This window comes from Arenibacter sp. S6351L, assembly GCF_023016025.1.
Lineage (GTDB): Bacteria > Bacteroidota > Bacteroidia > Flavobacteriales > Flavobacteriaceae > Arenibacter > Arenibacter algicola_B.
The window spans coordinates 165,958-178,744 of the sequence record NZ_JALKBB010000003.1; the positions used below are offsets into that span (position 1 = coordinate 165,958).

Annotated in this window: 10 protein-coding genes; 4 read left to right on the forward strand and 6 right to left on the reverse strand. The window is 39.4% G+C overall.

Annotation, left to right across the window (positions count from 1 at the left end; translation table 11 throughout):
* Positions 1–6 precede the first annotated feature (6 nt).
* Both MWU82_RS04105 and MWU82_RS04110 read right to left on the reverse strand, forming a co-directional pair.
* The gene (locus tag MWU82_RS04105; RefSeq protein WP_247095315.1) at positions 7–522 is read right to left on the reverse strand and encodes a DUF2892 domain-containing protein; all 516 of its coding nucleotides are present in this window, start codon (positions 520–522) and stop codon (positions 7–9) included.
* A 1-nt stretch (position 523) separates the two neighbouring features.
* Positions 524–1,408, reverse strand: a complete 885-nt coding sequence (locus MWU82_RS04110) for a DUF6263 family protein (protein WP_215949894.1) — start codon at positions 1,406–1,408, stop codon at positions 524–526.
* 207 nt (positions 1,409–1,615) lie between these two features.
* Between MWU82_RS04110 and rpmH the strand changes: the two genes are divergently transcribed.
* Positions 1,616–1,777, forward strand: coding sequence for a 50S ribosomal protein L34 (gene rpmH / locus MWU82_RS04115; protein WP_026809253.1), 162 nt, complete (start codon positions 1,616–1,618; stop codon positions 1,775–1,777).
* A gap of 101 nt (positions 1,778–1,878) precedes the next feature.
* Positions 1,879–4,731 (forward strand): carbamoyl-phosphate synthase large subunit, encoded by a 2,853-nt coding sequence (gene carB / locus MWU82_RS04120; RefSeq protein ID WP_215949893.1) that lies wholly within the window; start codon positions 1,879–1,881, stop codon positions 4,729–4,731.
* A 190-nt stretch (positions 4,732–4,921) separates the two neighbouring features.
* On the opposite strand, the gene MWU82_RS04125 is transcribed toward carB, so the two are convergent.
* Both MWU82_RS04125 and MWU82_RS04130 read right to left on the reverse strand, forming a co-directional pair.
* Positions 4,922–6,772, reverse strand: a complete 1,851-nt coding sequence (locus MWU82_RS04125; RefSeq protein ID WP_247095316.1) for a Xaa-Pro dipeptidyl-peptidase — start codon at positions 6,770–6,772, stop codon at positions 4,922–4,924.
* Positions 6,773–7,166: 394 nt separating this feature from the next.
* The gene (locus MWU82_RS04130; protein WP_247095318.1) at positions 7,167–7,796 is read right to left on the reverse strand and encodes an arylesterase; all 630 of its coding nucleotides are present in this window, start codon (positions 7,794–7,796) and stop codon (positions 7,167–7,169) included.
* A 131-nt stretch (positions 7,797–7,927) separates the two neighbouring features.
* On the opposite strand from MWU82_RS04130, the gene MWU82_RS04135 reads away from it, so the two are divergent.
* Both MWU82_RS04135 and MWU82_RS04140 read left to right on the forward strand, forming a co-directional pair.
* Positions 7,928–8,617, forward strand: coding sequence for an ABC transporter ATP-binding protein (locus MWU82_RS04135; protein WP_247095319.1), 690 nt, complete (start codon positions 7,928–7,930; stop codon positions 8,615–8,617).
* 47 nt (positions 8,618–8,664) lie between these two features.
* Entirely contained in the window at positions 8,665–11,163 is a 2,499-nt protein-coding gene (locus MWU82_RS04140; RefSeq protein WP_247095373.1) for an FtsX-like permease family protein, read from the forward strand.
* Positions 11,164–11,258: 95 nt separating this feature from the next.
* Here MWU82_RS04140 and MWU82_RS04145 read toward each other — a convergent pair whose 3' ends face one another.
* Positions 11,259–11,771: a MepB family protein gene (locus MWU82_RS04145; RefSeq protein WP_247095320.1), complete on the reverse strand. Its 513-nt coding sequence runs from the start codon at positions 11,769–11,771 to the stop codon at positions 11,259–11,261.
* Between the two features lie 50 nt (positions 11,772–11,821).
* Entirely contained in the window at positions 11,822–12,784 is a 963-nt protein-coding gene (locus MWU82_RS04150; protein WP_247095321.1) for a metallophosphoesterase, read from the reverse strand.
* Between the last annotated feature and the right edge of the window lie 3 nt (positions 12,785–12,787).

A 12,787-nucleotide genomic window follows, 5' to 3' on the forward strand; every position in this document is an offset into this window, starting at 1 on the left:
CTGAAACTAGATTTTTTTCAATTGCTGCTGCATCATCTTGATCTGTTCGGCAAGCATATTTTGTTTGTCCAGTTTCTTAGCTTCATTCAATAGGGTAGTAGCCTCTCTTTTTCTACGTTTTTGCATGGCAATACCAGCAAGGCTCAATTTTGCCATTGCCACATCATAATCCATGTTAAGTCCAAATTTTAATGCTTTTTTAAAGTATTTTTCGGCCTGGGTAAGGTTGGTCTGTGAGAAAATAATACCATTTAGGTAATTATAATAACCATTTTGCTTTTTGGTAAGGGCGGCATCAGGATTTTTAATTTTATCGAGCCATTTTTTTGTGCCGGCCAAATCCTGCTTCCGCATTCTTAGGAATGCCAATAAAATTATTTCATTCCTATAATATAGAAATATAAAAATAGAAGAAAGGAGAAGCAAAGAAATCCCATTACCAATATTACCTTCTACAAATTGGTATACTGCATAAGCTATTATTAGCGCAGCTATAACTAGTTTTAAATTTTTATTGAACATATTACTTATTAATTAATTGGTACGTTATTTTAGATTTAATAGTGGTCGGTATTTCTTGTCCGCCCATTTGTGTCATTGTGGATATCCCAGTAGATGTACCCTCTACCAGCATATGCATAATAAAACCGGTATTAGAATCTGCTGTTAAGGTTGTGGTTTGTGTACCGCTAAGTTTCATAATGGTATTGGCATCCGTTACGTCCATCAACACCGCAGCTTTGCCGCTAATCTTGACCTTGTTGTCAACGATACTCTTAAGGGTCCACACATTGGTTGTCTTTAATTTGCCATTGTAGACATTCTCCCATTTATCGTTTATATTGACTTTCTTGTCGGGGTAAATAAAGGTCATTTGCTTGTAACTATTGGACAAAGCCTCAGATCCAAACTCATTTTCCAAAGATTTTTTCATCATATTGATCGAGAATTCGTCCTCAAGACCAGAAGCCCTTGCCATTTTGGAAACCAGACTATCACCACCTTGAACCTTCAATATATTTCCGGTCTTTGCTAAAACCATTTTCACTGGGTTGTTCAATATGGTATTGAATACTTTGGATTGCATATCCTCATCATTAACCTCTTTGGCCTTGACATTCATTAATTCCCCTTGGATACTAGAGGTCATTTTTAAATTTAAATCCTTAAATGTCAATGCTACCTCATAGCCATTATTCAGCTCCCCCAGCACTTTAAATTCCAATATACCATCTATGTGGTTCGTTATTTCATGGGTTGCACCATCCAATTCCTGGGTTATAATCTGCTCGGCATCCTGCTTGATCTTAAAAACATCTCCCTTTTTTAAGTGATATTGCAATGTGGTTTGTGCATAAACACCCATATTGCATAGGATGCAAACCGTTAAAAAAATAAAGCGCTTCATGTTAAATTGTCATACTGGTTAAGCCGTTGCAAAAGTAGTAAAATCCTGTGGGCCTTATAGTGGGCAATCCTAAAAAAAATATTTTTTTAATTAGATTTGCCAATGCAAAAACTCTTTGTATATTTGCAGCCGGATTTTGCTGTCGATGAAGCAAAATTAAAGATTGTCAAAAAAGAAATTTAAGCATACTATAAAAAATACGCTACGATGAGCAAAAGAACATTTCAACCATCAAAAAGAAAGAGAAAAAACAAACATGGTTTTAGGGAACGTATGGCTACTGCCAATGGTAGAAAAGTTCTTGCTAGAAGAAGAGCTAAAGGAAGAAAGAAATTATCTGTATCCTCGGAGCTGAAGCACAAAAAATAATGATAGAATTGTTTTTTTAAAATAACAAGGTGTTACTTTTTCCGAAGTAGCACCTTTTTTTTGTCCAATTCCCTTTTTCATATATATAAATAACTAGTAAAATGCCCAAAAGAAAAGATTTAAACTCTATTTTAATTATTGGTTCTGGACCCATCGTTATTGGTCAAGCGTGTGAATTTGATTATTCAGGTACACAGGCGTTGAGATCTTTAAGAGAAGATGGCATAGAAACAATCCTCATCAACAGTAACCCAGCAACGATCATGACGGACCCAACCATGGCCGATCATGTATACTTAAAGCCATTGACTACAAAATCTATTAGGGAGATTTTGGAAAAACATCCCAATATAGATGCAGTCTTACCTACTATGGGGGGGCAAACAGCATTGAATCTTTGTATTGAAGCGGATACTAAAGGAATTTGGGAAGATTACGGAGTAAAGATCATAGGTGTAGATATTGACGCCATCAATATTACGGAAGACAGGGAGAAATTCCGTGAGCTAATGCTTAAAATTGGCATTGGAATGGCACCTCAGGCCACTGCTACATCCTTTCTAAAAGGTAAGGAAATTGCTCAAGAATTTGGATTTCCATTGGTTATCAGGGCTTCCTATACCCTTGGTGGTGCCGGAGCTTCCATAGTTTACAAACCAGAGGATTTTGACGAACTTCTTAGTCTTGGTTTGGAAGTTTCCCCAATACACGAGGTCATGATAGATAAAGCCCTAATGGGGTGGAAGGAATACGAACTGGAGTTGTTAAGGGATAAAAATGATAACGTAGTTATTATTTGTACCATTGAAAATATGGACCCTATGGGAATCCATACAGGAGATTCCATTACGGTAGCACCAGCTATGACGCTGTCTGACACTACCTTCCAGAGGATGAGGGATATGGCCATTAAAATGATGCGCAGTATAGGGGATTTTGCAGGGGGATGTAACGTTCAGTTTGCAGTTAGTCCAGATGAAAAGGAAGACATTATCGCTATTGAAATCAATCCTAGGGTTTCCAGATCGTCAGCATTGGCATCAAAAGCTACTGGATATCCCATTGCCAAGATAGCCGCTAAATTGGCTATAGGGTATAACTTAAATGAGCTGAGCAATCAGATTACAAAATCTACCTCTGCCTTATTTGAACCTACTCTGGATTATGTAATCGTAAAAATACCACGTTGGAATTTTGATAAATTTGAAGGTTCGGATAGAACTTTGGGTCTCCAGATGAAATCGGTAGGAGAGGTAATGGGCATTGGCCGATCTTTCCAGGAAGCCCTGCACAAAGCCACCCAGTCTTTGGAAATTAAGAGGAACGGACTTGGAGCAGATGGTAAAGGATATACCAATTATGATGAGATTATTAGCAAACTCACCATCCCAAGTTGGGACCGTGTCTTTGTAATTTATGATGCTATTCAGTTAGGGATTCCGCTGAGCAGGATCCATGAGATCACTAAAATAGACATGTGGTTTTTAAAGCAGTACGAAGAACTTTATCAACTGGAAAAGGAAATTACCAATTTCAGCATTGAAACACTTTCCAAGGACCTGCTTTTGGAAGCCAAGCAAAAAGGGTTTGCCGACAGGCAGATTGCCCATATGCTGGATTGTTACGAGAGTGAAGTTTATAATAAACGTGTTGCCCTTAACATTAACAGGGTTTACAAACTGGTCGATACCTGTGCTGCGGAGTTCAAGGCTATGACCCCTTATTATTACTCTACTTTTGAGGCGGAAATAGAAACCCCGGACGGTAAGAAATATGTTGAGAACGACAGTATTGTAACCGACAAGAAAAAAATTGTGGTCTTGGGCTCAGGGCCCAACCGAATAGGACAAGGTATAGAATTTGATTACTGCTGTGTACACGGTGTATTGGCCGCTTCGGAATGTGGCTATGAGACCATCATGATCAACTGTAATCCCGAAACGGTTTCCACGGATTTCGATATTTCGGACAAACTATATTTTGAGCCAGTATTCTGGGAACACATCTATGATATCATTAGACATGAAAAACCAGAGGGTGTCATTGTTCAACTAGGGGGCCAAACAGCCCTTAAGTTGGCGGAAAAGCTGGACAAATACGGCATTAAAATAATAGGTACAAGTTTCAAAGCCTTGGATTTGGCAGAAGACAGAGGAAGTTTCTCCAACTTATTGGCCGAAAACAATATTCCATTCCCTCAGTTTGGCGTGGCAGAAACTGCCGATGAAGCTTTGGCCCTTTCAGACGAGTTGGACTTCCCATTGTTGGTTAGACCTTCATATGTTTTGGGGGGACAGGGAATGAAGATTGTGATCAACAAGGAAGAATTGGAGGAACATGTTGTAGATCTTCTAAGGAAAATACCAAATAACAAATTGTTGTTGGATCATTATTTGGATGGCGCCATAGAGGCCGAGGCCGATGCCATTTGTGATGGGGAAGATGTTTACATCATTGGAATTATGGAGCATATTGAGCCATGTGGAATTCACTCAGGGGATTCCAACGCCACTTTGCCACCATTTAATTTGGGCGAATTTGTGATGCAACAAATAAAGGACCATACCAAGAAGATTGCCTTAGCGCTAAATACGGTTGGACTAATAAATATTCAGTTTGCCATCAAGGATGATATTGTATACATCATAGAGGCCAACCCTAGGGCATCCAGAACGGTACCATTTATTGCAAAGGCCTATAAAGAGCCTTATGTAAATTATGCAACCAAGGTGATGTTGGGGGAGAAAAAAGTAAAGGACTTTAATTTTAATCCGCAATTGGATGGCTATGCTATTAAGCAACCGGTATTTTCCTTTAATAAATTCCCTAACGTAAATAAGAATTTAGGACCCGAAATGAAGAGTACCGGGGAGAGCATTTTGTTTATAGACAGTCTTAAGGACGACGAATTCTACAACCTGTATTCTAGGCGTAAGATGTACTTGAGCAAATAGTTTCAAGATATATGGATACTGGAAGGGATTCACTTCCATGAAAATAAAAAACTCCTTTTTCTATTAATTTAGAAAAAGGAGTTTTTTTTGTTATGGTAGATAAAGGTCCGAGTTAAACCATTAAGTTATACAACTCAAAAATCTATTTGGGAAGACCAAACTAGTCCAGAGAATATTCCTTATGAATCAATTATTCGGTCGCACTTTCGAAAGCTTCCTCTCCACCTACAATAGGCAAGGTAAAAGTTGTTTCATCCAAATCCACCGATAATTCTGTACCAGGATTTGGCAAAAGCGTAAATTCCCTGTCACTTGAGAAGATCATAAGTGCAATTTGTTGGCCTTTGGGTATAATCTGATCATCCGGTATCAAATCAAAAGTTAGATTGTAGAACTGTCCAGGCACCAAAGGTTCACTATGGGTAAGGGAACTGTGGTTTTGTGGGTCTGCCCAACCACGGGTTATAATGTTATCCGTTATTTTCACATTCTTTCCTTCATTCCAAGGCAAGGAAACCAACCAAACCGATAAATTAGCGGCAACTTTGTTGCTCGCCACAGAAATACTAATTTTTGGAGTTCCAGATAGGTGAATATCCTTCTTCAGTATTGGCGTAATAAAAAGCAGGCGATGATTGGTATTCTCTGCCTTGGCCAAGGTTTCTCCAGAAAAAGAAAAATTGTCCACTAGGGTTTCCACACCTTGATCCGGTTTCTTTTTAGTACTTAAGACACCTTTCTCCGGAGCACCTCCTTCAAGATATAAAGTTACAGGTGCCGCTTCCGGATTTGGATAATCTTTATAAGGTGTTGGATTTAGCTTATCATCATTCTCACGAACAATCCAAGCTTTGGCATCTTCTTCCACACCATTTTCAATACCATGCAAATAGCGGGTAAACCACCTGTTCATAAGGGTTAGCGGAGGCTCACCTCCATGTCCGTTCTGGTGATAATAAATTTGGGTGGGCAAACCTTTATCCTTTGCTGCCTTATAAATTCTATAGCTATGCTCCGGCATTACATTCCAATCGTTAAATCCGTGCGCCATCAATAAAGCGGCCTTCATGGGTTCCATATCATTCAAGTAATCACGGCCAGCCCAAAATTCGTTGTAATCTCCAGTGATCCTATCCATACCGTTTTTCATTTCGGTATCCCTAACAACCTTATTGTTATGCGCACGTTTGGACTCGTCCCCGCTGTGTATAAAGTCGTAAAGCACATCTATGTCCTCTCCTAAATACCCCCCTGGAGAACGCACAAGGCCATTGGATCTATAGTAGTGATAATAAGAAGTATTTGGAGCGATGGGAATAATTGCCTCCAATCCCTTAACTCCGGTTGTAGCGGCGGCCAAGGGTATGGTGCCATTATAGGAAGTACCGGTCATACCAACTTTTCCCGTAGACCAATAGGCTTTTACCTTTTCTTTACCATAAGGTTCCGTATAACCTTTAGCCCTACCACATAACCAATCTATAACGGCTTTTGGGGCCAAGGACTCATTGTCCCCACCCACTGTTGGGGAACCTTGGGACAACCCTGTACCAGGGGAGGAGGAGTGAACCACGATATAACCACGGGGAACCCAGGTTTGAATATGTGACTTGGAAATATAAGGTCTTTTCCCGGTCCTGACTACCTCGGGGTGCAAACGCTCTTTAGGAGTATCACCCAATTCATGCCGTACATCCCAAAAAATCTCATTCAAATTGGAAGCCACACCGGCAAAATAAGGACTACTAATGTAAATGACCGGTAATTTAAGTCCTTCCGTTTCAGTTTGGCCAGGTCTAGTGACCGAGACATGCATTCTATCTTTCTTACCATCCCCATCAGTATCAAATCCTGTTTCAACCCATAGGTCATGTGTTATCCATTTAGATTCATCACTAAAACCAGGTACGACCTGAGCTTCTCCGTTCTCAAAAATTGGAACAGATTTCTTCTCCAATAAAGTTTCACTTTTCTGGGCGCTAACTATGGTTAGTACTCCCAATAAAAATGTGAATACAAATGCAATTTTGTTTTTAATCATAATCGACTTTAAATTAATATATAGAATTTAGGTTTATATTATATGGGAGAGTAGGTTGTTGATTCAAGACCAATTATGGTTCGAAATAAAATAGGTTGCGACAAATATTTTTGGTTAGGCAATTTACTGGAGGCTTCAATCCTCACACCGATTAATGGACTGGTTACATTTGCCCCAAAAGTAATCGATATTTTGCTTGGAAAGGAATTTTCAACCCACATGTAGACTCGCACTGTATAGCAATTATATGGCACGAATATACCCAAAAATTGTGGTACAAGGTTTCCAATAAGTTAGCCAATCTATATGATTTATTACTTCCCAGCGATTCAATATGTAGACAGAAAATTCAATAAAAGGCAGATAGGGTCTTCTTAAAAAGGCTATATCGACATCACTCAGTAATAATTTTAGCAATTATAGGCCATATGTTATTGGCTATAATCTTTTGTCCTTCGGCTGTGGGATGTATACCGTCAGGTTGATTTAGTTCTGGATCTCCTGCCACATCCTCCAAAAGGAATGGAATTAGACCAATATTGTTCTTTTTGGCAAGGTCTGGAAATATATCCTTGAATTCGCTAGTATAATCCTGGCCCATATTGGGGGGAATTTGCATTCCAGCCAGAATAATGGTCGTATTGGGATTTTTTTGTTGCACCACATCTATAATTTCCTGTAAGTTCCCACGGGTTTCTTCCAGTGATATGCCACGTAGACCATCATTGGCCCCAAGTTCCAGAACAAAAACCTCTATATCGGCATTAAGTACCCAGCCAAGCCTATTTTTTCCACTGGCCGTTGTTTCCCCACTTAAACCGGCATTAACTACTTTATAGGACAGTTGCAGGGAATCTATCTTATCTTGTATCAAAGCGGGAAAAGCTTCATTGGGGTCAAGGCCCATACCTGCAGTAAGACTATTTCCAAAAAACAAAATTACCTTACTTTGGTTCTTTTCCTCAATCTTGTTTTCAATAGCATTTTCCTCTTTTTCTCCAGCATCGGCCTTCTTGGTTGCCATATTTCCGCAAGAAGTAAAAAAAATAAATAATAAATAAGAAAATCTTAACAAGGTTCGCATGGGATATTGGATTAAAATCAAAATCATTTCAGTATTTTGCCTACTTAGGAAAACCTTGAAATATAAATTATATGCCAAAGATATTAAACGTAAACAATTTAGGGAAAATCTATACGAGTGGCTCTAAAAAACTTACGGTATTGCAAGATATTACTTTTGATGTGGAGGAAGGGGATACTTTTTCCATTGTAGGCCCTTCTGGAAGCGGAAAAACTACATTGCTTGGTATATGTGCAGGTCTGGATCAACCGGATTCGGGTACGGTGACCTTGTGCGGAACTGAATTAGGAAGTTTAAACGAAGATGAGAGGGCCATACTACGCAATAGGAATATAGGATTTGTTTTTCAGGATTTTCAACTACTACCAACACTTACCGCTTTGGAGAATGTGGCCATTCCGCTGGAATTAAGGGGAGATAAAAACGCTATGAAGAATGGAATGGAACTATTGGACAAGGTAGGTCTTCAAAATCGATTCCATCATTATCCATCCCAACTCTCGGGTGGGGAACAACAGCGCGTTGCCTTGGCCAGGGCATTCTCCAACAATCCTTCCATATTATTTGCCGATGAGCCTACCGGTAATTTAGATGCTGAAACAGGGGAAAAGGTGATACAATTACTTTTTCAACTTAATGCTGATGCAGGCACCACCTTGGTAATAGTTACCCACGATTTGGAATTGGCAGCCAAAACAAAACATATATTAAGGTTAAAGGGTGGTAGAATTATTGCCAACCAAGAAACAACGGCATTGTGAACGAACATAATTTCAATTCAAAGTCCGGGTTTCAATGGCTGCTAAAAATGGCTTGGCGCGATGGAAAAGCAAGTAAAAGGAAACTTTTTCTTTTTATGGCTTCAATTATTATGGGGATTGCAGCGGTAGTCTCTATCCAATCTTTTGGCGATAATCTTAAAAAAAATATCTCCCTACAGTCCAAATCCTTAATGGGGGCCGATTTTATAATCGATAGTAGGAATCCACCAAATGAAAAGGTTCTGGGAATAATGGATTCCCTTGGCGGGGCCAATGCTAAAGAAATAAATTTTCCTTCCATGGCTGCTTTCCCAAAAACAGGAGCTTCCAAATTGGTACAAGTTCGTGGAATTGAAGGCGGTTTTCCTTTTTATGGTATACCGGAGACCATACCCTTAGCAGCAGCAGATAACTACCAACAAAATGGTGGAGCTTTGGTAGATGCCACAGTTATGCTGCAGTATAACCTACAAGCCGGAGATAGTATTAAAATAGGGGAAGTTACCTTTCCAATTGCCGGGTCACTAAAATCGATACCGGGTAGCTCTGGGCTGTTCAGTTCTGTGGCGCCTCCCGTGGTGATTCCCTACAGGTTTATTAAAGAAACAGGATTGATACAAAAGGGCAGTAGGTTAGATTACGAATTCTATTTCTTCCAGCCAGATACAGATCTAGATATACTGGATAAAAAATTGGATCCCATATTGGATGCCGAAGGTGCCGATTTGGATACCCATACCTCTACGAGTGCCAATTTGGGTCGCAGATATGGAAATTTTGGAAAATTTCTTAATCTGGTCGCTTTTATTGCCCTCCTTCTCGGTTGTATTGGAATTGCAAGTGCCATCAATATTTATATAAAGGAAAAATTGAGATCGGTGGCTGTTCTTAAATGCTTGGGAGCAACAAAAAAACAAACTTTCTTAATTTATCTACTGCAAATTGCAGTGCTTGGATTGTTGGGAGGAGCTATAGGCACCGTATTTGGTATAATTCTACAGCAAATATTCCCATTACTTCTAGGGGACCTGTTACCGGTAGATGTACAATTGTCCTTGACACCGAAGGCAATAGCCATGGGACTTCTATTAGGTCTCTTCATGTCCGTCCTTTTCGCACTCTACCCTCTAATGGGAACCTTGTATGTCTCGCCCCTTCAAGCTTTAAGGGTACAGGAAGTGGATAGGTCAAGGTCTAGGCGGGGTCTTATTTTGGTCTCTTTGGCTATTTTAAGCTTCTTGTTTCTTTTTTCATATTGGTTATTAAAGGATTGGAAATATTCCTTGTCTTTTGTTGCCGGCATAGTAGTTACCTTTGCCATAATGGCCGGTTGGTCCGCATTGGCCATGAAGGCAATAAAAAAATATTTTCCAACTTCTTGGGGTTTTACTGCCCGTCACAGTTTATCGAACCTTTTTAGACCGCAGAACCAAACCTTGACCTTGGTCTTGGCTATTGGTATAGGCACCTTTTTGATCAGTACCCTATATTTTACCAAAGACTTTTTGTTGGCAAAATCTTCCATGGGAACAGATGCCAATAGCCCCAATATAATTCTTCTGGATATTCAAACCGAACAGAAAGAAGCCGTAGCCAATACCATACGGAGCGACGGTCATCCTGTATTGACGGATATCCCGATTGTTACGATGAGGGTCAACAGCATAGATGGCAAGTCGGTAAACGAGATAAGAAAGGATACAACTTCCACAATAAACTCCTGGATATTGAACCATGAGTTTAGGGTAACCTATAGGGATAGCCTTATCGCCTCCGAAAAATTGGAATTTGGGGAATGGGTTCCAAAAGTAACTTCTAGGGAGAAAATACCTATCTCCGTGAGCGATAATTTTGCTAGGGATGCCAAGGTGGAAGTGGGGGACGAGCTAAGCTTTAATGTACAGGGGGTAATTATGAATACTGTTGTGGCCAGTATAAGAACGGTGGATTGGGGCAGGATGCAACTAAACTTTTCCATTGTATTTCCTTTGGGTATTTTGGAAGAGGCTCCGCAATTTACAGTGCTTACCACCAATGTACCCGATGAAAATGCATCGGCAAAGTTGCAGAAGGAATTGGTTAGGGTATTTCCCAATGTATCCATTCTGGATATAAGGCAAATCTTGGTGGTAATTGAGGGCTTGTTGAACAAAATTTCATGGATTATTAATTTTATGGCATTTTTTAGCATCCTTACTGGAATAATAGTGCTAATGGGTGCCGTAAGGACCAGTAAATATCAGCGAATACGTGAAAGCGTGCTGCTAAGGACCATTGGTGCCAAGAGTAACCAAATACTTAAAATAGTCGCCTTGGAGTACCTTTATTTGGGTATTTTGGGAGGTTTATCTGGAATTTTGCTATCCTTGGTAAGTAGTCAGTTACTAGCTTTTTTCGTATTTGAATCAGCTTTTACGCCATCCCTATTTCCATTTCTGGTACTGTTCCCAGGAATTACTTTGTTGGTCTTATTGATAGGTTTAACAAATAGCAGAAGTGTTATAAAAAGTCCACCATTGGAAGTTTTACGGAAGGAGGCCAGATAGCGAAAATCTTTACGATCTATTTATTCTGTTTAAATTGAATAATTAAGAGGGAGATGACCAAAGAAAACAACGGTCTGTTTATCCCTTAATTATTTTTACTTAAGTAGATAAAGGACTTTAGCTTTGTCGAGGTCCGTTTTTGAGTGTTGCCTTAACTCCAAAAAATATTCCAATTGCCATTTTTGGGTAGATTGTGCTGTTTTATTGGTAGGTCGGGACCAAGGGGGGTAAACCCGAAAACCTCGTTTCCCTTCTTTTTTATAATGGGATACTATTCCTTTTTGTATTAGGGCGGCTTTAGGAAATATAAATTGACCTGTATGTGGTCCTTCTTGGATATTTATTACGAATAAATCTACCTTATCGGTCTCTTCATAAGGAGTTGTTTCGCCATTCGCACTTCTTTTCCACAAGGTTACGAATTGTCCTATTTTTTTTGGAGTGATTTTAGCCTTTCTTGATATAACCCGTAACCCATTCAATTGAAATGAGGAGGCTTCATATTCTTTACTTTCCTTATCCAGTACATAGTTTGATACCGTTAGGCCGCAAGGTGTATAGACCTCTTCAATAATAGTAATAAAATCCGTATTTGTTCTAATCTTCATTTTGATATTTTGCCTCAAAATGCAACCAATTTAGCAAACATTTTTATATATTAAATATTGTTTTCCGCTAATTTAAGTCTTTCGGCTTCCCAACCATGATCCACATATTCCCATGAAAAATCGTTTCCACTTATCTTAATTTTAACAAAGCCTTCCTTGGTATTGTGCCTTCTTCCTTTCCAACCGTTCCCTGCAATGGAGCCTCCCGTTAAAAAATGAAATCGGTCATTAATGAATCCGTATTCCTTCCAATGAATATGACCTTGTAGAACCAGTTTTAAATTATGGCCTTCCAATATCTTAAATACATCGGAAGCATTGTTGACCGTTCTACTACCATCGCTGCCGTTTAGTTGGGAATAGGTGCATATCATAGGTATATGGGTAGTAATGATAATGGGGGTGTTTGTATCCACTTTTGCTATATCTTCCTTTAGCCATGCCAACTGTTCTTCATGAAAGATACCCTGATATCTTTTGTTTTCGGTTACATCCAAGGAGTTCAAGGTTATAAAATGCCAGCCTTTATGATCAAACGAGTAGTAAGTATCCCCAAAGTGTCTTTCCCACATTCCGTATTTATAATCGGGATGATCTTCAGATTCCGGACTTTCCTCATAGATAGCAAAAAGATCGTGATTGCCGATACAGTTATAAACTGGCATATTAAAGCCCTTGCTCATCTCTTTATAGAGGGTGAACAATGATTCACTTTGTTCATAGTTACCGCGCATGGTGTCATATACAAGATCCCCTCCTGTAATTACAAAATCTGGATTCAATTCATTTACCTTGTCTATGGCCATTTGAAACCCTTTGGGTGCATTCATTTCCGGTTTTATGTGTATATCCGTTAGAAAAGCAAATTCAAACGCATCCTCATTTTCTTTTATTACTTGCTTTTCCTTTGAACTTTCACAGGACATCTGTGTAAAGGGTATGGCTACAGCAGCCAAGCCCGATTGAAGCAAGAACTTTCTTCTGCCATCCATGTTTTTCTTTTTGTCCTCCATGAC